At 68.5% G+C, this 21,192-nt stretch carries 18 protein-coding genes; 4 read left to right on the forward strand and 14 right to left on the reverse strand.

All coding sequences use genetic code 11. The annotated features are described in order from the left end of the window. Window positions 1-35: 35 nt before the first annotated feature. Together EGT67_RS04700 and EGT67_RS04705 are read right to left on the reverse strand one after the other, a co-directional pair. The gene (locus EGT67_RS04700) at window positions 36-1,472 is read right to left on the reverse strand and encodes an FAD-dependent oxidoreductase (RefSeq protein WP_206612285.1); all 1,437 of its coding nucleotides are present in this window, start codon (window positions 1,470-1,472) and stop codon (window positions 36-38) included. A 121-nt stretch (window positions 1,473-1,593) separates the two neighbouring features. After that, window positions 1,594-2,178: a TetR/AcrR family transcriptional regulator gene (locus tag EGT67_RS04705; RefSeq protein ID WP_127914903.1), complete on the reverse strand. Its 585-nt coding sequence runs from the start codon at window positions 2,176-2,178 to the stop codon at window positions 1,594-1,596. Between the two features lie 142 nt (window positions 2,179-2,320). Between EGT67_RS04705 and EGT67_RS04710 the strand changes: the two genes are divergently transcribed. Beyond that, window positions 2,321-3,427, forward strand: a complete 1,107-nt coding sequence (locus EGT67_RS04710) for an ABC transporter permease (RefSeq protein ID WP_241565896.1) — start codon at window positions 2,321-2,323, stop codon at window positions 3,425-3,427. A 79-nt stretch (window positions 3,428-3,506) separates the two neighbouring features. Here EGT67_RS04710 and EGT67_RS04715 read toward each other — a convergent pair whose 3' ends face one another. Further along, complete coding sequence (locus EGT67_RS04715) at window positions 3,507-5,117, reverse strand: amidohydrolase (protein ID WP_127914905.1); 1,611 nt, start codon at window positions 5,115-5,117, stop codon at window positions 3,507-3,509. A 172-nt stretch (window positions 5,118-5,289) separates the two neighbouring features. On the opposite strand from EGT67_RS04715, the gene EGT67_RS04720 reads away from it, so the two are divergent. Beyond that, entirely contained in the window at window positions 5,290-5,511 is a 222-nt protein-coding gene (locus EGT67_RS04720; protein WP_127914906.1) for a PLD nuclease N-terminal domain-containing protein, read from the forward strand. Between the two features lie 23 nt (window positions 5,512-5,534). Here EGT67_RS04720 and EGT67_RS04725 read toward each other — a convergent pair whose 3' ends face one another. From EGT67_RS04725 to EGT67_RS04775, 11 genes are all read right to left on the reverse strand, one after another. Then, on the reverse strand, window positions 5,535-6,206 hold the full coding sequence (locus tag EGT67_RS04725) for a class F sortase (RefSeq protein WP_127914907.1): 672 nt from the start codon (window positions 6,204-6,206) through the stop codon (window positions 5,535-5,537). A gap of 214 nt (window positions 6,207-6,420) precedes the next feature. Next, a complete protein-coding gene (locus tag EGT67_RS04730) occupies window positions 6,421-7,263 on the reverse strand; it encodes a hypothetical protein (RefSeq protein ID WP_127914908.1) in 843 nt (280 codons plus the stop codon). Window positions 7,264-8,013: 750 nt separating this feature from the next. Beyond that, window positions 8,014-10,353 (reverse strand): beta strand repeat-containing protein, encoded by a 2,340-nt coding sequence (locus EGT67_RS04735; protein WP_164877485.1) that lies wholly within the window; start codon window positions 10,351-10,353, stop codon window positions 8,014-8,016. 625 nt (window positions 10,354-10,978) lie between these two features. After that, on the reverse strand, window positions 10,979-12,604 hold the full coding sequence (locus tag EGT67_RS04740) for an acyl-CoA synthetase (RefSeq protein WP_127914910.1): 1,626 nt from the start codon (window positions 12,602-12,604) through the stop codon (window positions 10,979-10,981). Between the two features lie 27 nt (window positions 12,605-12,631). After that, window positions 12,632-13,894 carry a hypothetical protein gene (locus EGT67_RS04745; RefSeq protein WP_127914911.1) on the reverse strand — a complete coding sequence of 421 codons (1,263 nt, stop codon included), beginning with the start codon at window positions 13,892-13,894 and terminating at the stop codon, window positions 12,632-12,634. Next, complete coding sequence (locus tag EGT67_RS04750) at window positions 13,888-14,439, reverse strand: Cif family virulence factor (protein ID WP_127914912.1); 552 nt, start codon at window positions 14,437-14,439, stop codon at window positions 13,888-13,890. The genes EGT67_RS04745 and EGT67_RS04750 overlap by 7 nt, the downstream gene beginning before the upstream one ends. Window positions 14,440-14,488: 49 nt before the next feature. Further along, a complete protein-coding gene (locus EGT67_RS04755; protein ID WP_127914913.1) occupies window positions 14,489-14,683 on the reverse strand; it encodes a ferredoxin in 195 nt (64 codons plus the stop codon). A 2-nt stretch (window positions 14,684-14,685) separates the two neighbouring features. Next, the gene (locus EGT67_RS04760; protein WP_127914914.1) at window positions 14,686-16,125 is read right to left on the reverse strand and encodes a cytochrome P450; all 1,440 of its coding nucleotides are present in this window, start codon (window positions 16,123-16,125) and stop codon (window positions 14,686-14,688) included. Beyond that, window positions 16,122-16,922 (reverse strand): SDR family oxidoreductase, encoded by an 801-nt coding sequence (locus EGT67_RS04765; protein WP_127914915.1) that lies wholly within the window; start codon window positions 16,920-16,922, stop codon window positions 16,122-16,124. Before EGT67_RS04765 ends, EGT67_RS04760 begins: the two co-directional genes overlap by 4 nt. After that, window positions 16,922-18,127 (reverse strand): cytochrome P450, encoded by a 1,206-nt coding sequence (locus tag EGT67_RS04770; protein ID WP_127914916.1) that lies wholly within the window; start codon window positions 18,125-18,127, stop codon window positions 16,922-16,924. Before EGT67_RS04770 ends, EGT67_RS04765 begins: the two co-directional genes overlap by 1 nt. Before the next feature lie 4 nt (window positions 18,128-18,131). Further along, complete coding sequence (locus EGT67_RS04775) at window positions 18,132-18,692, reverse strand: TetR/AcrR family transcriptional regulator (protein ID WP_127914917.1); 561 nt, start codon at window positions 18,690-18,692, stop codon at window positions 18,132-18,134. A 210-nt stretch (window positions 18,693-18,902) separates the two neighbouring features. On the opposite strand from EGT67_RS04775, the gene EGT67_RS04780 reads away from it, so the two are divergent. Then, a complete protein-coding gene (locus EGT67_RS04780; protein WP_127914918.1) occupies window positions 18,903-20,375 on the forward strand; it encodes an aldehyde dehydrogenase in 1,473 nt (490 codons plus the stop codon). Between the two features lie 26 nt (window positions 20,376-20,401). Next, on the forward strand, window positions 20,402-21,151 hold the full coding sequence (locus tag EGT67_RS04785) for an SDR family oxidoreductase (protein WP_127914919.1): 750 nt from the start codon (window positions 20,402-20,404) through the stop codon (window positions 21,149-21,151). The last annotated feature ends 41 nt before the right edge of the window (window positions 21,152-21,192 follow it).

Below are 21,192 nucleotides of genomic sequence, written 5' to 3' on the forward strand. Positions count from 1 at the left end.
TGGCCCCGCCGGAGCGGCGGAGCCACCGGGGCGGGTCAGGCCCGGGCGGCCGCGTCGCGTCCGGCCACACGCCCGAACGCGAGGGCGTCGCCGACGTGGAATCCGCCGTCCTTGGCCCAGCTGTAGGTCGAGCTGACCTCGCCGGCGGCGTACAGACCGTCGATCACGGAACCGCGGGCGTCGAGCACCCGGGATCGCCCGTCGCGGCGCGGGCCGCCGTTGCTCCAGCCGAGCAGCGGGGTGACCTCGAGGACGTAGAACGGCGCCTGGGCCACCGCACCCAGCTTCTCCGGGTCGCGGCCGAAGTGGTCGTCGCGACCGGCCGCGCAGGCGTCGTTGTACTGCTCGACGGTGCGCTCGAGGGTGGCCGGATCGGCCCCGATGATCGCCGCGAGTTCGGCGATCGAGTCGGCGCGCCTGATCCAGCCCTTCTCGATCTCGTCGCTGTTGTCGACGCTCCAGCGGGTCCCGCGCATCAGTAGGTTCCACCCGACCGGCAGGACGTCGGGTGTGGGGCTCAGCGGACCGGCCGTGCGCATCTGCTCGTCGAAGATCAGATGGAAGGGGCGGAGCGGGAACAGCTCGTACGACCCACTGCGGAGGACGTGGCCGTGGTTGGGGTCGGCGGCCTCGTCCATGAAACGACGCCCGTCGCCGCCCACCCACAGGTAGTTGTGGGCGTTCCACAGCGCCAGGTAGTGACCGCAGTCGTCGTCGCCGCGCACTCCGGTGATCGTCATCATGTTGCCCATGTGCCACAGGTCGGCGCCCACCGCCTGCGCCATGCGGTGCCCGTCGCCGGTCGAGGCGGGCGAACCCCACAACACGTGGTCCTCGACGCGGAGGTAGTCGCGCACCATCCGGCTGTCAGCCTGGAAGCCGCCAGTGGCCAGCACGACGCCGCCGCGCGCGCCGATCCGGCGCCGACCGTCCGGCCCTTCGACCTCGACGCCCACCACGGTGCCGGCGTCGGTGATCAACTCGACCGCCGGTGTCCCGAAACGGGTCTCGATGCCGCGCTCGGCGAGTGCCCGGCACAGGAAGTCGTAGAGCAGGGCGTGGCCCATGCGTCCCGAGATGGTGTCCATCCCGGCGTAGCAGTCACTGCCCTCGAACTCCAGATACTCGGGCTCCGTGTGGTATTCGGCGCTCATGGCGACGTCGGCACCGAGTTCCTTCAGCCACCGCGAGTTCTCCGCGGTCTCGGTCGCCCACGCCTCGACGACGTCGTCAGCCACCGGAAACGCCCCGTTGAGCGACCGCAGGAAGACCTGCGCACGCTCGGGGTCGCGATTGACCCACCAGCCGCCACCGCTGACACGGGTGTTGCCGCCGGCCGTGGCCTCGTCGCACTTCTCGACGACCAACACATCCACACCGGCCTGGTGCGCACCGAGCGCGGCGGCCGCGCCGGCCGCCCCCGACCCGATCACCACCACGTCGAATTCCTCGTCGAAGCCCGCAACGCCCACGTTCGCCCCTCTCGATTGATATGACATGGATCGCCATCGTCACCCGATGTGATCCACGACATCCTTCAATCGGGGCGAGGTCGGGCGCGCGGCGCTTCCCACCCAACGGAACACTTCCGCGTCAGTTGTCGACGAGCACCTGGATAGCGGCGCCGTAGCGCTCGACGATGTCGTCGATCGGGGCGTCGCGCAGCCACGGGCTCTCCATGACGTACAACGCGGCCATCAGCCCGGACAACTGCGCCGCGAGCAGGTGCGCGCGCAACTCCGCGTCGTCTCCACGCAGGCGCGGGGCGAGGGGCGCGACGATCATCTGGTCGATCGCCTCCTGAAGATGCTCGCGCACGACGGGACGATCGGACGCCCGCACAAGCGCCGCGTAGACGGCCGTCGCCTTGTCCGCCTGCCGGCGACGCGTCCTGCGGGCGACGAAATCCACCAGCGCCCTTCCCAATCCGTCCAACGGACCCTCCACGACCTCGACGAAGGCGTTGGACATGGTCATGGTCCGGACGAACAACTTCTCCTTGGACCCGAAGTAGCGGATGACCAGCGCCGGGTCCACCCCGGCGTGCCGCGCGATGTCCCGCACCCCGGTCGCGGCGAATCCCTGCTCGGCGAACAGTTCGGCAGCGGCCTCCTGCACCGCTTCGCGGTTGTGCGCGCTCCCGGCACGCGAGTGGGGTTCAGGTGTCTCGACGGTCATCGATCGTCCTTCGTTCGCAGTGGTTGCCGCCAACCTTGCCGCACAGCCTACGTCAACAATGTTGACAAGCGGGTGTCAACACTGTTGACTAACGTCTCGTCAACAGTGTTGACATTTCGACGATTCAGAAAGGGCGATGCGGATGCCCAACACCACCGATCAGCGACAGCAGGAGTGGACCCAGGCCATCGAGGCCGATACGGAGGCGGTCGCTCCCGCGCTCCATCTCGATCACGGACCGGCACCGCAGCCGGCCGGTCCCGGTCGCCCGCCGTGGCGCATGATCGTGGAGTCGATGGTGTTTCCGCTGTTCTTCGCGGTGATGTTCGCCCTCTGCTACGTCAGCGCCTTCCACAACCCGGCGCCCCGCGGCGTCGAGGTCGTCCTGGTCGGGCCGGAGTCCGCCGCGACCACCCTGGTCGAGCGGCTCGCACCGACCGTCGGCGACAAGTTCGATCTGAGCACCGCCACCGATGCCGCGGGCGCACTCGATCGCCTGCAGAACCGCGAGATCGCGGGTGTCATCGAACTGGGCTCGACGATGAACGTGCACATCGCGTCCGCCGAGGGCACGATGCGGGTGCAGGCGGTGGAGGGCCTCGCCGGGCCGCTCGCCGCAGCCCAGGGCGTCGAGATGAACACCGTCGACCATGCGCCGCTGGCCGCGGACGACCCGACCGGCACCGGCCTCTTCTACCTCGTGATGGTGAGCACGATCGTCGGGTACCTCACGATCACCGTGCTCTCCCAGGTGGCGCCGCGACTGAAGCTGCGCCAGCAAGTCGGCGTCCTCGGTGTGATGTCCGTGATCGGTGTCGTTGCGGCCTATCTCGTTTCGGCGATCTTCGTCGGCTTCTACGGCGCCTCGTTCGCGACGAGCCTGGCGTTGCTCGCGGTGGTGATTGCCTACACGATCGTCGTGGGGCTGGTCAGCATCCTGGTGAACCGAGTGTTCGGCAAGGCCGCGATCATGGTGGTGATGATCCTCATGATCTTCGTGAACTTCCCCAGTGCGGGCGGCGCGTTCCCGGCCGACTTCCTGCCGGGGTTCTGGTCGGGGCTGAGCCACTTCTGGATCGGCGCCGGCGCGGTCGACGCGACCCGCTCGATCGTCTACTTCGGCGGCACGGGCGTGGGCCACGGCCTGCTGGTGATCGCGGGATGGTTGGTGGTCACGGCTGCGCTGCTGGGGCTCACCCAGCTCCGCAAGCCCTCGGCCGCAGAGGCTCCGAAGCACCTGGCCGGCTGACGAATCTCGTTGGGCGGCAGATCCACCCGCACACGCAGCGCCGCCCGGGACGAGATGTCCCGGGCGGCGCTGGTCTGCGTCAGCTCAGCGAGCCGTGCACCGTCTCCCCGGCGAACACCGTGGCCCTCACCTCGATGTCGGCGAGTACCTCCGGATCGACGGTGAGCGGATTCGCCGACAGCACAACCATGTCCGCGTGCAGGCCCGGCTTCAGCGACCCGATCGCGTCGTCGCTGAACAGGTGCCACGCGGCGTCGACGGTCTGGGCACGCAGCGCCGCCTCGACGGGGATGCGCTCGTCGGGCGCGAGCACCCGCCCGCTGCGCGAACGACGGTTGACCGCGTCGGCGATGTTGCGCAGCGGATTGGTGGGGGTCACCGGTCCGTCGTTGTGGAACGAGATGCGGTGGCCCGCGGCGAGCGCCGAACCCGCCGCGGCCCAGTGCCCGCCGTGATCGGATCCGAAGAGGTCGCCGACTAGGACGTCGCCCCAGTAGTAGAGATGGTCGACGAACAGGCTGCAGGTGACCCCGAGGTCGGCGGCACGGCGGAACTGGTCGGGCCGCATCGCGCCGACATGCTCGAGCCGCAACCGGTGGTCCGGGCGCGGATCGGCGGCCAGCATCTTCTCCCACGCATCGAGCACCATCGTGATCGCCTCGTCGCCGTGTGCGTGACACGCGATCTGCCAACCCCGCTCGTAGTACGGGGTGCTGATGTCGAGGATCTGTTCGCCCGTGTAGTTCGCGTGGCCGTGGCTGCACGCCATGCCCAGCGCCCGGGTCACCGGCGTGTCGAGGTAGGGGAAGCTGAGCGCGATGTTTCCGATCCAGGGCGATCCGTCCGACCAGATCTTGATGCCCACCTGCCGGACCAGGTCGTCGCCGGCCCCCGGGTCGACGTCGGACGCCCGCTGCGGGCCCGACATCTCGTACAGGCGCAGTCGCGTGGTGAGCGCCCCCGCGTCGGCCGCCGCGGCCAGCGGTGCGCGCATCTTCGGGTCGAAGGCCATCTCGCTCACCGTGGTGACGCCGACGGCGTTCATCCGGGCGCATTCGGCGGCGATCAGTTCGCCGAATCGCCCCGCCGCCGCGAGCAGCGGGCCGGCGATCGCGATGACTGCCGCCGACTCGTACGCGGCGCCGTCGAGGTCGCCGGACTCGTCACGACCGAAGCGGGCACCCTCCGGGTCGGGGGTGTCGCGGGTGACGCCGGCGGCCGCGGCCGCGTGCGCGTTGAAGTAGGCCGCATGACCCGAGTTGTGCAGGATGATCAACGGCTTGTCGGGCGACAACTCGTTCATCCACTTCATCGTCGGATCGGCGAGTCCCTTCTGTAGCAGGGGATCCCACCCGTTGAGCACGGCGCCCTCGGAACCCGCGTCGGCGACCGCCCTCTCGATCGCGGCGAGGACACCGTCGACGTCGGGGATCGTGACGGGGCGGATGTCGACGACCGGATCGCCCAGCAGAACCGCCTCGTTCATCGGGTGGCCGTGCGCCTCGACGAACCCGGGCATGATGCAGGCCGCGCCGACGTCGTGGACGACCGTCGCCGGACCGATGAGCGGCGCGACGTCCGCGTCCGAGCCCACCGCCACGATGCGCCCGTCTTCCACGGCCACGGCGGTCGCGCGAGGGTTGGCCTCGTCCATGGTCAGCACGTCCCCGAACAACACCAGGTCAGCCATTGACCCTCCCTGTTCCGCCCCGGCCGCCTGAGGGCCGGCTCCTCGCACGAAACAGGCTACAGACCGACCGTTCACTCCGCGCGCCCGCAAGACCACGACGACACGATCGTGTCGGCTTCGGGTAGGAAGGACGAAGGCACCCGAGCAACCGTGGACCCGGAAGGAAGGCACCATGGAGAAGTCGAAGTGGGCGGACATGAGCCCGGCCAAGCGTGCATCGATCATCGCCCTGGCCTCGGTTCAGCTGAGCCTGGCCGTCAGTGCGTGGGCAGACCTCGCGACGCGGCGTCGCGACCAGGTGAACGGCAGCAAGGGGAAGTGGGCCGCGATCATCGCGGTGAACTTCATCGGCCCGCTGTCCTACTTCCGTTGGGGCCGAAAGAAGTCCGCCTGACTCGGACCGAAAACGGTCGGGTGTCAGTTCACGCCGTCGCCCGACCGGTTCGGTGTCCCGACAAGGTCTGCGAACACGACGGTGTTGTCGCGGTAGCTGCGCGCTTGGGTGTCGAACTCCCCTCCACAGGTGATCAGCCTCAGCCCGGGGTGGTCGATGTCGCCGTAGACCCTCGCGGTCGGGAAGGCATCTTTCGCATAGCGTTCCACGCTCGCCACACGGAACACCGCGGTGACACCGTCGGCCCGGTCTGCGCGGATCTCGTCCCCCGGCGCCAGTTCGTGCAGTCGGAAGAAGACTCCGGGCTCGCCGTCCCAATCGACGTGTCCGGCGATGATCGCAGGTCCGAGTTCACCTGGAGTCGGTGAACCGGAATACCATCCGGCCGGGAACCCGCCCGGCGGCACCTCCAGCGCCCCGTTCGGCTCGAGTCCGAGATTCATCAGGTCGGAATCGACTCCGATGGCCGGAATCGCAAGTCGGACCGGTCGCGCAGCCGCGACCGACGCAGACTCGGTGCCCGTGTCGACAGCCGGCCCGGGCGCCGCTTGTACGACGGGCGGCGGTGGCGGTCCGCCGGTTTCGTTTGCGGTGCAACCGCTCAACGCCAGAACGAACACCGTGCACGCGGCCAGCACCGTCGACAGGCCGTTACCGAACGATCGTCGGCCACGGCCTGTCGAAGTGTTGCTCATGGGAACGCTCCGCTCCTAGGACTCGCGACGATTTCGATTTCGTCCGGCGACCGCCGCCCCACCAGCGGCAGCAGCCGCGAGCAGGAACGCCGTCCCGAGAAGCATGCCACGGTTCGAGGAGCCGTCGGTGAGATTCTTACCCGCCGGCCTCGACACCCCCGACCGGCACCGCGGAGATCTGACCGCCGGTGCGGGCGACACTCGTCGCGGCGGTCTACGTGGCGCTGTCACCGGCCTGGCTGCCGAGCACCGCGCTGCCGAGGTCACCGGTCTGGCTGCCGAGCGCCGCGCTGCCGAGATCGACATGGGCCCCGCCGCCACCGGTGCTGCCGGCCAAGCTACCTAGGGCGGTCGCGGTGCCGGTCATGAGGTCCCCGAGGCTGCCGAGGCCGCCCTCACTGCCCGCCGCGAGACTGCCGGCCACGAGGTCCCCGAGGCCGCCGAGGCCGCCCTCACTGCCCGCCGCGAGGCTGCCGAACGGAAGCGCGAGGCTACCGACGGCCAACTCGCCGAGGCTCCCCAGATCCAGACCCGCGTCACCCGCGCTACCCGCACCGAGGGCGACGGCGGCACTACCCGCGTTCACGATGTCACCGGCACTGCCCGGATCGGCGCTGCCCGAGGCGAGCCCGACGCTTCCGAGCGCCAGTTCCGACAGGCTCCCGAGGTCGAGACCACCGAGATCGATTTCTGCGCTGCCACTTTCGGCACTGCCACTTTCGGCGCTACCGCTTCCGATCTCGCCGATGCTGCCCGTATCGACCTGGCCGGCGCTGCCCGCGAGCCCGCCGAGCAAGTCGAGTCCCAGTTCCAGGCTGCCCAAGCTGCCGGAGCTGCCGGTGTCGGCACCGCTGCCCGTCCCTCCGGCGCTGCCGCCACCCACATTCCCGACGCTGCCGAGCGCGAAATCTGCAGCGGCCTCCTCGATGCTTCCGGCGTTCAGCCCGTCGCCGGCGAGGCTGCCGGCGACGATGTTTCCGAGGCTGTCGAGGGCGACCTGCGCGAGGTACGCCAGGTCGAGGTTGCCCGCGCTGCCCACGTTGATGCCGGGTCCCACCGCGCTTCCGAGACCGACCTCGCCGTTACCTCCGATAACGCTACCCGAGAGACCTCCGTCGCCGTTACCTCCGATAGTGCTCCCGAGACCCGAGGGCCCGCCTTCGGCACCACCGTTCACACTGCTCCCGATTCCATCCCCCTGAGCCGACGCAGCGTGACCGATGGCGGGAGTGGCAATCGCCAGGGAAACCACCGCTGTGGCGGCAACCATGATGCGACTCTGCATCTTTCGTGTTCGTAACTTCCCTGACCCGTGGGTAGACATCGTTCTTGGACCTCCTCGATCGGCGTTTCCAGATACAAAGACAGGCAACCCAGTCGCATGAGAACAGAAATGACGAAAAACGCCCCCGAAAACCCGTCAGCCCCCACTGAAACGGATAGCAAATCCCCCGGCCACATGCGTACAAGCGCGATCAAGATAGCACCTCGGATCGATAACGATCATCGATCCCGCGATTTCCGCGAAATCCGTTCGTATAATTGACCGCTCCGACCGCGCAGACCGGGATGACCTGCGTATTTCTTTCCACAACGAACGTTCTGACGACGCGACCCCCACCCGGTGCCCGCCCCGCGGGCGGTGCAGCGCGTCAGCGGATGCGATTCACAGTCGGTTTCGTTTTGCGGTGCAACCGCTCAACGCCAGAACGAACACCGTGCACGCGATCAGTGCCGTCGACAGGCCGTTGCGGAACGATCGTCGGCAACGACCTGTCGACGTGTGGCTCATCGGAACGCTCCGATCCTAGGACTCGCGACGATTTCGATTTCGTCCGGTGACCACCGCCCCACCAGCGGCAGCAGCCGCGAGCAGGAACGCCGTCCCGAGAAGCATGCCACGGTTCGAGGATTCGTCGGCGAGATTCTTACCGCCGGCCTCGACACCCCCGACCGGCACCGCGGAGATCTGACCGCCGGTGCGGGCGACACTCGTCGCGGCGGTGTGGACCGGAGCACTGATGTTGTGCGCAGCAACGGCATCGACCGCGACGGGAAGACCGACGTTCGCGGCGCCGTGCACGCCGCCACCGGCCTGGCTACCAAGCGCCGCGCCCCCGGCGATCGCGCTGCCGAGTGCGGCACTACCGAGCACCGCGCTGCCGAGATCGACACCGGTCTCGCCACCACCGGCACTGCCGCTGGCCCCCGAGCTACCGGGGACGGTCGCGCTGCCGGAACTTCCCGCCCCGGCGTCGCCGATGCTGCCGGTGTCGGTTCCGCCGGCGCTGCCCGCGTCACCGGTGCTGCCCAGCGCGGCAGCACTTCCCAGCACCGGAAGCGCCAGGCTGCCGAACGGAAGCGCCAGGCTACCCAGCGCCACCTCGCCCAGGCTGCCCAGATCCCCCGCGCTGCCCGTATCCCCGGCGCTACCGGTGTCCCCAGCACTACCGCTCATCAGGTCACCGAGACTGCCCGTGTCCCCGGCACTACCGCTCGTCAGGTCACCGAGACTGCCGGCGTCCACGCCGCCCGCGCTGCCCAGGCCCAGGCTGCCGAGCGCCAGGTCGGTCAGGCTGCCCAGATCCAGATCGGCGCTGCCGGCGGAACCGGCGCCCAGGTCGCCGTTGCCGCTGCTGCCAGCACCGAGATCCGCGAGGCTGCCCAGGTCGACTCCCGCGCTACCCGTGTCGACGCCACCGGCGCTGCCCGCGTCACCGGTGCTGCCCAGCGCGGCAGCACTTCCCAGCACCGGAAGCGCCAGGCTGCCGAACGGAAGCGCCAGGCTACCCAGCGCCACCTCGCCCAGGCTGCCCAGATCCCCCGCGCTGCCCGTATCCCCGGCGCTACCGGTGTCCCCAGCACTACCGCTCATCAGGTCACCGAGACTGCCCGTGTCCCCGGCACTACCGCTCGTCAGGTCACCGAGACTGCCGAACGGGAGCGCGAGGCTACCGACGGCCAACTCACCCAGGCTCCCCAGATCCAGACCCGCGTCACCGGTGCTGCCCGCGCCCAGATCGCCGCTGCCGGTACTGCCCGATCCGAGGTCCGCCAGACTTCCGAGGTCGATGGCGGCACTACCCGCGTTCACCATGTCGCCGACGCTGCCCGTATCGCCGGTGCTGCCAAGGGCGGCAGCGCTTCCCGGCGCCGGAAGCACGAGGCTGCCGAAGGGCAGCGCGAGACTGCCCAGCGCCGCCTCCCCCAGGCTGCCCAGATCCACACCCGCACCACCGGCGCTGCCGGTGTCCCCCGAGCTACCCGCCACGAGGTCGGTCAGACTCCCCGCCCCCAGGTCGGCAAGACTGCCGAGATCGATCCCGGCGCTACTGCTGTCACTACCGGTGCCGCTGCCCGAGTCGAGGCTTCCGGAGCCGAGCCCGAGACTCCCGAGCGCCAGTTCCGCGAGGCTCCCCAGGTCGAGACCGGCATTGCCGGTGCTGCCCAGTGCAAGTTCGACGAGCCCGTCCAGGCTGCCGCCTGCCGCACTCCCGGTGCCGCCGACGCTGCCGGCATCGCTGCCGGAGCCGAGATCGGCGAGACTTCCGAGATCGAGTTCTGCGCTGCCACTTTCTACACTGCCGCCGTCGACACTGCCACTGTCGGCGCTGCCGCTGCCGATCTCTCCGATGCTGCCCGAATCGACCTGTCCGGCGCTGCCCGCCGCGAGCCCGCCGAGGACGTCGAGGCCCAGCTCCAGGCTGCCGGTGTCGGCACCGCTGCCCGTCCCTCCGGTGCTGGCGGCACCCGCATTCCCGAGGCTGCCGAGCGCGAGATCCGCGGCGGCCTCCTCGATGCTTCCGGTGTCCAGTCCACCGCCACCGGCGCTACCGGTGTCCAGCCCGCCGCCGGCGAGGCTGCCGGCGCCGATGTTTCCGAGGCTCCCGAGGGCGACCTGCGCAAGGTTCGCCAGGTCGAGGTTGCCGGCGCTGCCGGCGTTGATGCCGCCGTTCGCACCACCGGGTCCCGCCGCGCTTCCGAGGCCGGCGTCGCCGTTGCCTCCGATACTGCTCCCGAGACCCGAGAGTCCGCCGCCGGCACCACCGTTCGCACTGCTACCGATTCCACCTCCCGGCGCCGGCGCAGCGTGACCGATGGCAGGGGTGGCAATCGTCAAGGCCCCCACCGCGGTGGCGGCAACCATGATGCGACTCTTCATCTTTCGCGTTCGAATGTTCTCGGCTCTGTGGGTAGACATCGTTCTTCGACCTCCTCGATCGGCGTGTCCAGATGCAAGACAGACAGCCCAGTCGCATGAAGACAGAAATGACGAAAAACGCCCCCCGAAAACCCGCCAGCCCCCGCTGAAACGGATAGCAATCCCCCCGGCCACATGCATACAGGCGCGATCAAGATAGCACCTCGGATCGATATCGATCACCGATCCCGCTCGGCGGTTTCCGCGAAATCCGTTCGCATCGTTGATCGCTCCGGCAGTGCAGACCATGCTGACCTGTGTCTTTCGTTCTACAACGAACGTTCGAACGAAACGGCCTCACAGCCGATACGCACCCCGCGAGCGGTGGGGCGCGTCGGCGGATGCGACTGGCCGACGTATCCATCGACTGCGCGTGTAACGCCCGCCGCCGCGGCTCCGATTCGTCATGCAAACCGAGATGTCCGAACCCACGAAGGAGGATCCACCCGAGCCCGTCCCGTACCTCTGCCTACGTCGCGCGCCGATTTCCGACCGCCCAAGCGGAATCCGCTGTGCGCCGACAACGTCCGTCACTGTCGACCGACATGTCCGCCCGATCGTGCGCCGTGGTCTAGTCGATCCGGTGGGCGTGCTCGTTGGCTGCCGCGTGGTCCTTCGCCCAACCGAAATCGGGCTTGCCGCTCGGCGTCCGCATCACCTCGTCGACGATCCAGAACGTCCGCGGGATCTTGTAGCCGGCGAGCTGGCTGCGAGCGTGCTTCTCGATGGATCCGAAGTCCGGCTCGACGCCGTCGCGAACCCGCATCACCGTGGCCACCCGGGACCCCCAGCGCTCGTCGGGGACGCCGATCACGATCGCGTCGTAGATGTCGGGGTGGGCCTTCACGACCGCCTCGACCTCCTCGGCGAAGACCTTCTCGCCACCGGTGTTGATCACCATGTTGCCGCGGCCGAGCAGCGTGATCGATCCGTCGTCTTCGATCCGGGCCCGATCGCCGGTGACCACCGCGCGCTGCCCGTCGACGAGGCGGAAGATCTCGGCGGACCTGGCGGGGTCGTTGTGGTAGCCGACCGGCACGTTGCCGAGCTTGGCCAGCCACCCCTCGCCGCCGGATCCGGGCGGCAGGACGCGATTCTCGTCGTCCACGACGACCGAGTATCTGTTGGCGCCGACCCTGGGTCCGCCGTGCTGCTCGAATCCCTTGGTCGCGAATCCGATTCCACCGAATCCCGTTTCGGAGGACCCGACCGAGTCGGAGATCATCAGGTTCGGCATCGCCTCGAAGAAGGCGTCCTTGACCGCGGCGGAGAACAGCGCCGCACCGGACGCGACGACGCCGAGACTGGAGGTGTCCCGGTGTTGTTCCCCGTACGCCTCGACGAGTGGCCGTCCCATCGCGTCACCGGTGATGACCATGACCTGTGGTCGGTAGTCCGCGACGACCTCCCAGACGCGGGCGGCGTCGAACTTCGGCTCCATGATCACGGTGTTGCCGGTGAAGAACGCCGTGAAGGTGGGCATCATCGCGGACGTGTGGATCAGTGGCGGCAGCATCATCCAGCGCATCGCCTCGCCCGCGGCCACGCCGCCGCGCGACTGCTGGAACTCGTCGGTGACGGGTTCGCCGGTGTAGAAGTCCAGCCCGCCGCCGAGCACGCGCCAGATGTCCTCGTGCCGCCAGACCACGCCCTTCGGCCGGCCGGTGGTGCCGCCGGTGTAGAAGATGTAGTGGTCGTCGGGGCTGCGCTCGCCGAATCCCCTCTCCGGGCTGCCCCCGGCGAGCGCGTCCTCGTACGCCAGCGCACCCGGCACCTCGCCCTCGGCCCCGGTCGTCAGCACGTCCGGAACAGCGATCACGTGTCGGATCCGCGGCGCCTCGGGCAGGACCTCGGCGACCCGGTCCGCGAAACCCTGATGGAACACCAGGGCCTCGAGTTCGGCGTTGTCGTAGAGGTAGTGCAGTTCGTCGGAGGTGTAGCGGAAGTTCACGGTGAGCGGGACAGCGCGAATCTTGAACGCCGCGATGATCGCGACCATCGTCTCGATCGAGTTGTGCATGTGGATTCCGACGTGGGTACCCACACCGAAGCCGGCATTCTCGAGGTGGTGTGCGAGCCGGTTGGCCCGCTCGTCGAGCCCGCGGTAGGTCACTTCCTCGCCGGACACGATCATGGCGAGACGGTCGGGCATCGCGTCCACTGAGTGCTCGAACAGATCGGCGAACGTGTAGGCCATCGAATGTCCTTGTCGAGGGTCGGCCGCTCAGACTACGTAGAGCGGCAACGGGATTCCGCGGTCTTCGAATACGAACGCTGCGCCGGTGCTGACCTTGGTGATCGCGACCTCGACGCATTCGGGCGCGGGCTCGTCCGCGACATCGATCGCGACGAGCAGTCCCGCGTCCCCCTCGCTGACGACGCGGACGGCGAAGCGCGGGTTCACACCGCGCACCAGCGCCTGCAAGGCCTCGACGTGCGCACCGTCGATCAGCGTGGGCCAGCCGCCGTCGGTGTCCACCAGGCCGCTGCGACCGAGCCACAGCTCGAGACGGTCACCGTCGAACCGAATTTCACTGTCCACGTATTGTTTCGGATTCAGGAGCGGGTGCAGCGACAGCACCGTTGCCAGGCCCTCGAGATCGTCGGGCAGGCCGAGCGCGTCCCGGATCCGCTGTGCGGCCACACCGGCGATGCCGGTCAACTGTTTGCGGGTGATCTCCCTGGCCTTGTCCTCGTCCACCCGCTTGCGGACCGCGATCAGGAAGCCGAGCGCGAGCAGATGGTGCTGCAGGCAGACCTCCTCGGCGATGCGCACCAACGCCGATCGGGAGAAGTCCTGGAACCGCAGGTTCGACAGCAACGGTCCGGAATAGTCGTGGCTGCCGTCGCCGCTGCTCTCGACCGGACTGAGGTCGACCGTGTAGGCGGCGCTTCGGCCGATCTGCTCGGTGTGGGGCTGCATCGTCGGTGGGACGTGCGCCTCGTCGATGATCACCGTCCAGGCGCAGTGCGGATGGCGGTCCGCTGGTCGACGCGGCGGCCGGTGGATCGGCCGTACCTGCGCATGCGGGTTGGTGGCGAGCGCAGTCGCGTCGAAGGTGGGGTCCTCGATGTCGTGACACATCGTGGTCACGTACTCGTCGCCGAGCGGTTCGACGTCCATCAACGCGCCACAGTGGTCGAGCCAGAACTCGCCGTGGCGCGGGCCGTCCACCCTGTAGCGGAAGTCCATGAACTGCGGTGGCGCACCGATGTCGAGTTGCAGGCCCTTGAAGATGGTCACCACGTCGTCGCCCTCGTAGCGCAGGGCCCGCTGCATCCGGCGGGTGTACCAGGGGCTCGACGCCTCCCACTCCTCGATCGCGACCTGCGCCATCCCCTCCCGCCCGAACTCGACGATCAGGTGGGCCATGCCGGAACGGTCGATGAGTTGTCCGCACAGCAGCAGTTCCGGGACGAGGGTGGCGAGGTCCGCTCGTGACAGTGCCGCGAACGATCGCGACGGATGCGCCTCGGTGCTCACCACAGCGGCACCGGGGCCTGGCCGGCCGGGTACCAGCCCGGCAGCTTCTCGCCCGAGATCGAGCGCTGGATGCGCGCCTGCATGCCCTGTGACAGGGCGTTGTTCTGGATCATCTCCATGAACAGCGCGGAGACGTTGCCGAAGTCGAAGAAGTCTCGCTGCCACGACCATTGGAAGTTGCCGCCGTAGCGGAACCAGCTTCCGCCGAGACCGTAGACCGAGTATTTGGTGCCGTCGGGGCGTGCGGTGTCGGAGATCTGCTTCCACAGCCCGATCACGTTGCCGCCGCGCTCGTCGATCACGAAATCCTGGTAGGGGTACTCCCAACCCTCGAGCCCCTGCATCTCCAGTCCGAGTGCGACATCGCGGATCTCGTCCCGTCCCACCGCCATGAAGTCCTGCTTGGGTCCGTAGTTCCAACCGTAGGTGGCGTCCTCGGTGTAGAAGTCCGCCAACGGCTTCCAGTCCCCGGCGGCTTCAGCCTTCTTGTTCGCGTCCACCCAGCGCTGCACCATCTCGTCCAGCTCGCCGCGATCGAATCCGCTCATCCTCACGTCTCCTTCGAAGGTCCTCGTGTGTGGGTGTTCTGAAATCTCTTCAGTCCTCGACGATCCGCAGTGCCTGCGTCGGGCAGTACCGGACCGCATTCTCGACGTCCGCCCGCAGCGACTCGGGTGGCTCCGGATCGAGGACGGTGACCTTGCCACGCTTGGGCACCGCGAACACGTCGGGTGCCTCCAGTTCACAGGCGGCGTGTCCCTGACACAGGTCGAGGTCGACTTCGACGCGCATGATCAGGCCCCGTTCGTGTGGGCGACGGGGCATCCCGCCGGTGCCAGTGCCGCTGCCGCCGATCCTCCGACGGACGCCGCCCGGTTCGTCCGCCGCCGGTACCGCACCCGGCACGGCTGCTGCAACTGCACGACCATCTTGCTGTGGTCGTTGCGGTAGGAGTCGGCCGGCTGCGCCATCTCGAACTCGTAGTCGCGCAGCAGAATCGAGAAGATCGCCTTGAGTTGCATCTGCGCGAAGGCCGCCCCCACACATCGATGACGCCCGGCGCCGAACGGGATCCAGGTCCACCGGTTGACGATGTCTTCCTGATTGGGGTCGATGTACCGGCCCGGGTCGAAACGGTCAGGGTCCGGGAAGTCCTCCGGGATCCGGTTCGAGATCGCCGGCGTGGCCGCCACCAGGTTCCCTTCGTTGATGGAGAACCCGCCCACCTCGAAGTCGCCGCGCGCGACGCGGAGCAGGACGATCAGCGGCGGGTGCAGGCGCAGCGTCTCCTTGATCACCGCCTCCAGGACCGGAATCTGCCGGAGCGCATGGAAACTGATGTCGGCACCGTCTGCGTACAACTCGTCGAGTTCGGTGGTGACGGCCGCCATGGCGTCGGGGTGGCGCAGCAACTCGATCAGTGACCACGCCGCCGTGCCGGAGGTGGTGTGATGGCCGGCGAACATCATCGAGATGAAGATGCCGGTGATCTCGTCCGCACTGAACCGCAGCTCACCGTTCTCGTCCTTGATCGACACCAGGACGTCGAGCATGTCCCGATCGTCCTTGCCCTGGGGCGGATCGGCGATCCGGCCGTTCATGATCCCCTGGACCAGCTCGACCAGCGCGACGCGCGCGGCGTCGCGGCGACGAAAGCTCTCGATCGGCGCGTACGGGTCGACGAAGGCGATCGCGTCGGTGCCCTGTTCGAGTTCGTGATACAGCTTGGCGAACCGGTCGTCGAGTTCATCGCGGAACTTCTTGCCGATCAGGCACGCCGAGGACGTGTAGATGGTCAGCTCGGCGAAGAAGTCGAGCAGATCGATCTCGCCCTCGTCGCCCCAATCGGACACCATGTCCTCGACCTCGATGCCGATGGTGGTGGCGTGCCCCTTCATCTGCTCACCGCGCAGCGCGGAGTTGTGCAGCATCTCGGAGCGACGTTCGGGGCTGGCGTCGAACACCACACCCTCACCGAAGATCGGCTTCATGAACGGGTAGGCGGCCTGCTGATCGAGATCGTGGTCGGAGGAGCGGAAGAAGAACTCGTTGGCCTCGGCGCCGGACAGCATGACGACGTCACGGTCGACCAACCGGAACACACCGACGTCGCCGCACTCGTCGCGGACCCGCCGCATCAGCGCGATCGGATCGGTGCGCAGTTCCTCGAGGTGGCCGTGTTCGTGGTCGCCGCCGGATACGCGCGGCGGATCGGGCAGGGTCGTGTCGGTCATCTCGTCTCCTCGGAATTCGGAAGGGGTGCGAGCGGCGCCTCGGGCTGGACCTCGATGAGGACGAGATGGACACCCCGCGGCGCACCGACCACCGCGACGACGGCGTTGGCCATGTCGGAGGCGCGCAGCAGGTAGCCGTGCCGGGCAAAGCCCCACTTGGCCCACATCTCCGCGACCGGCGCGAGGATCTCCGGTGTGGAGTTCATGCCCATTCCCGTGAAGGTGGGCCCCGGTCGAACGATGGATGCGCGAATCCCGGTTCCCTCGAGCTCCATTCGCATCTGCCGACCCATCGCCTCGAGGCCTGCCTTGGCGGCGTCGTACGCACCCATCAGCGGACGTTGGCGGTCGGCGCAGTCCGACCCGATCAGGACGAAGTCGCCCCGGCGGCGTTCCCGCATCCCCGGCAGCACCCGGTGCGCGAGGCGGTGCGCACCGACGAGGTGCACGTCGATCTGCTTGGCGAAGCGGACCGTGTCCATCTCGTCCGCGGCACCGAACTCGAGGTCGCCGGCACCGGAGACCACGATCTCCGCCGGGCCGAGCGCCTTCTCGGCGGCGGTGACGAAGGCGTCCACCGAGTCGTCGTCGGTGACGTCGAGGACGTGGGCGAACGCCTCTCCACCGTTGCTGCGGATCTTCTCCGCGATCGCCTCGGTCTCCGCCACCCGACGGGCACCGAGCGCGACCGGGTGGCCGAGCTCCGCGAGCGCGTACGCGGTGGCCTCGCCGATCCCGGACGAGGCGCCGCTGATCAGCGTCGGTCGGCGGGTGGGGTTGGGTTCGAAACGGGGCATCAGCGCACCTGCACCTTCATCGGCAGGGCCGCGAAGCCCCGCACGTTCGTGGAATGGACACGTTCGATTCCGGACTCGTCGACCTCGTACTGCGTTACCCGCTGGGCGAACTCGGTGAGCGCGATCTTCGCCTCGAGGCGGGCGAGGTGCGCACCCAGGCAGAAGTGCACGCCGCCGCCGAAGCTGACGAGCTTGTTGGTGGAGTCCCGGCCGATCCGGTACTGGTCGCCGCCGTCGAACACCGCCTCGTCCCGGTTGGCGGAGCCGATCAGCAGCAGCACCTTCTCGCCGGCGGGGACCGTCCGCCCGTAGTACTCGAGGTCGACCGCGGTGGTCCGGGCCACGATCTGGCTGGAGGTGTCGAACCGCAGCGTCTCCTCGACCCAGTCCGACACCCGATCCGGATCGTTCAGAACCCGAGCGACCTGATCGGGATTGCGTGCCCCCCAGTACGCGGCGTTGCCGAGAAGCTTGGTGGTGGTCTCGTTGCCCGCGACCACCATCAGGAACAGGAACCCGAGGATCTCCTGGTCGGAGAGTCTGTCGCCGTCGATCTCGGCGTCGAGCAGCGCGGAGGTGAGGTCCTCGGTGCGCGCACGGCGCCGCTGCTCGATCATGTCCTTGTAGTAGGTCATCAGGCTGATCGACGCCTCGACGGACGCCTGCGGCACGTCGAGCACGCCGTCCTCGCGGTGCACCACCAGGTCCGCCAGCCGACGCAGTTCGGCCCGGTCCGCCGCGGGCACCCCGATGAGTTCGGAGATCACGTCCATCGGCAGCTTGCCGGCGACCTCGGCGATCCAGTCGAACTCGCCGGCCTCCAGCGCCGGTTCCAGGTACTGCTGGGTGAGTTCGAGGATCCGGCCGTCGAGTTCGGCGACGCGGCGCGGGGTGAATCCGCGCGAGACCAACTGCCGCAACCGCGCGTGCCGCGGATCGTCCATCGCGAGGAACGACATCACCAGGTGCGCGTGCGGTCCGTACGCCGCCGGATCCAGCGAGACCCCGTTCGCGCTCGACAATCGCGTGTGGTCGCGGAACGCCCGCAGGACGTCGGAGTGGCGCGACAACGCCCAGAACCCGATCTCCGGATTGTGGTATAGCGGAGCCTCTTCGCGCAGACGCGCGTAGGTCGGGTACGGGTCCTCGTGGAATCCGTAGTCGTACGGATTGAAGACCACGGGGTCGATCAGCGCTTCGGTCATGTGATCACTCCAGAATCTTTGTGGCGGAACGCTCCAGGCTGCCGGCCAGGTCTTCGTAGGAGCCGTACCCGATGCCGGCCCGGAGCAGCGCTCCGGCGTAGAGGAGGTCGAGGGTCTCGAGAGCTTCGGGATCCGCGGGCTCACCCAGCGCCTCCTCGAGTCGACCCCGGATCTCGATGCCGATCCGCACCCGCAGGTGCTCGACGTCGGGGTCGCTCCCGAGGAGCGCGTTGGTAACGGCACTCGACAGTCCCGGCTCGTCGGCGAGCAGGAGGGCGATGCCGCGCAACACCGCGACGACGCGACCGGTCCGGTCGAGCCCGTCGGGCTCGGGCCGAGTCGACCGCGAGAGCCGGCGCCAGAAGACCTCGGCGACGAGGTGCTCCTTGGACGAGAAGTAGGTGTAGGCGGTGGCCGGGCCGACCCCGGCGCGCGAGGCGACCGCCCGAACCGTCAGCCCGGCGAAGTCCTCCGCGCGCAGGACCTGTACCGCCGCCTCGCACAGCCTGTCGACGGTGTCCGCCTGCTTCGGTGTCAGGCGCCGACGTGTGGACTCGAAACTCATACTAGACACGTGTCCGGACATTACTACAGATATCTGTCCAGCGGCACCCATTGAACACCTACCCCAGCTCCGATCGTCGAGCGTTCAGCCTGGTCAACCCGCCGACGCGACCGATTCGAATCCGAAATTCGTTCCGCCGGAACAACATTGCCATCGACATACGCTCGTACTATAGTCCAGACACCTGTCCAGCCAGAAAGGCTCCGCGCAATGACGCTTCGACCGACCGACAGCTCCGCGCTCCTGATCGACGGCAAGCTCTCCCCCGGCTCGGGCGGCGTGTTCGAGGTGACCGATCCCGCGACCGAGGAGGTCATCGGCTACGCGGCCGAGGGGACCGCCGCCGACATGGACGCGGCGATCGCCGCCGCGCGCCGCGCGTTCGACAACACCTCGTGGTCACGCGATCATGCCTTCCGCGCGCGGTGCCTGCGGCAACTGCGCGACGCCCTGCAGTCACACATCGACGAACTGCGCGAGATCACGATCGCCGAGGCGGGCGCGCCCGCGATGCTCACCGCGGGCCCGCAACTCGAGGGGCCGATCGCCGACCTCGGCTACTTCGCCGCTCTGGCCGAAACCTACTCGTGGGAAACCGATCTCGGTGTCGCCTCCCCGATGGGGATCAGGACCCGGCGACGCGCCCTCAAGGAGGCGGTCGGCGTGGTCGGTGCGATCACACCGTGGAACTTCCCGCACCAGATCAACTTCGCGAAGATCGGCCCGGCGCTGGCCGCGGGCAACACGGTCGTCCTCAAGCCCGCCCCCGACACCCCGTGGTGCGCGGCCCTGGTGGGCAGGGTCATCGCCGAGGAGACCGACATCCCGGCCGGCGTGGTCAACATCGTGACCTCCACCGACCATCAGCTGGGCGCCCAACTGTCCCGGGACCCGCGCGTCGACCTGATCTCCTTCACCGGCTCCACCGCGACCGGCAAGGCGGTGATGGCCGCGGCATCCGAGTCGCTCAAGAAAGTGTTCCTGGAACTCGGCGGCAAGTCGGCGTTCATCGTCCTCGACGACGCCGACCTCGTGGCCGGGTGCGCGGTTGCCGCCTTCACGGTCTGTACGCATGCCGGGCAGGGCTGCGCGATCACGACGCGCCTGCTGGTACCCCGTGCGCGGTACGAGGAGGCCGTCGAGGCCACCGCGCGCACCATGGCCGGGATCCGGCCGGGCAACCCGGCCGAGCGTGGAACCGTGTGCGGCCCACTGATCTCCGCACGCCAGCGGGCCCGGGTCGAGAGCTACCTGAAGCTCGCCGTCGAGGAGGGCGGCACCATCGTCGTCGGCGGCGGTCGACCGGCCGAGCACGAGCGTGGCTTCTTCGTCGAGCCCACCCTGATCACCGGCCTCGACAACTCGTCGCGCGTCGCGCAGGAGGAGATCTTCGGCCCGGTGCTGGTGATCCTCCCCCACGACGGCGACGAGGACGCGATCCGCATCGCGAACGACTCGCCGTACGGACTCTCCGGGTCGGTGTGGGGCACCGATCCCGACCGGGTCCGGAAGGTGGTCGACGGGGTCCGCACCGGCACGCTCGCCGTCAACGGCGGCGTCTGGTACGCCGCGGACGCCCCGTTCGGCGGCTACAAGCAGTCCGGCATCGGGCGCGAGATGGGCGTCGCCGGCTTCGAGGAGTACCTGGAGACCAAGCTCGTCGCGGAACCGGCGCAGGCCTGACGGACCGATCGAGAAGGAGAAGGTAGATGGGACGTTTCGACGGACGCACCGCCATCGTCACCGGCGCGGCGCAGGGCATCGGGGAGGCGTACGCGCGGGCGCTGGCAGCGGAGGGCGCCCACGTCGTGGTGGCCGACCTCAACCGCGAACTCGGCGAGACGGTCGCCAAGCAGATCGTCTCCGACGGCGGTTCCGCGGCCTTCAAGGAGGTCGACGTGGCCGAACCGGAGTCGGCGCTCGAGTTGGCGGCGTTCACGATCGACCGGTTCGGTAGCGTCGAGCATCTGGTGAACAACGCCGCGATCTACGGCGGCATGAAGCTGGACTCGCTGCTCACGGTGCCGTGGGACTACTACAAGAAGTTCATGAGCGTGAACATGGACGGCGCGCTCAACGTGTGCCGGGCGGTGGTGCCGCACATGCGCGCGAACGGCGGGTCGATCGTCAACCAGTCCTCGACGGCCGCGTGGGTGTACTCGAACTTCTACGGTCTGGCGAAGGTCGGGATCAACGGTCTCACACAGCAACTCGCGTTCGAGCTCGGTTGGTCCAAGATTCGGATCAACGCCATCGCGCCGGGACCGATCGACACCGAGGCCACCCGCACCGTCACCCCCGGCAACATCGTCTCGGACATGGTGAAACGAATCCCACTGCAGCGCATGGGCACTCCCGAGGATCTGGTGGGCATGTGCCTGTTCCTGCTGTCCGACGAGGCGAGCTGGATCACCGGGCAGATCTTCAACGTGGACGGCGGGCAGGTGATCCGGTCGTGAGTGACGACACCGCAGCGGCATCCACGGTCGGCTACATCGGG

The sequence above is a fragment of the Prescottella agglutinans genome (assembly GCF_004011865.1).
GTDB lineage: Bacteria > Actinomycetota > Actinomycetes > Mycobacteriales > Mycobacteriaceae > Prescottella > Prescottella agglutinans.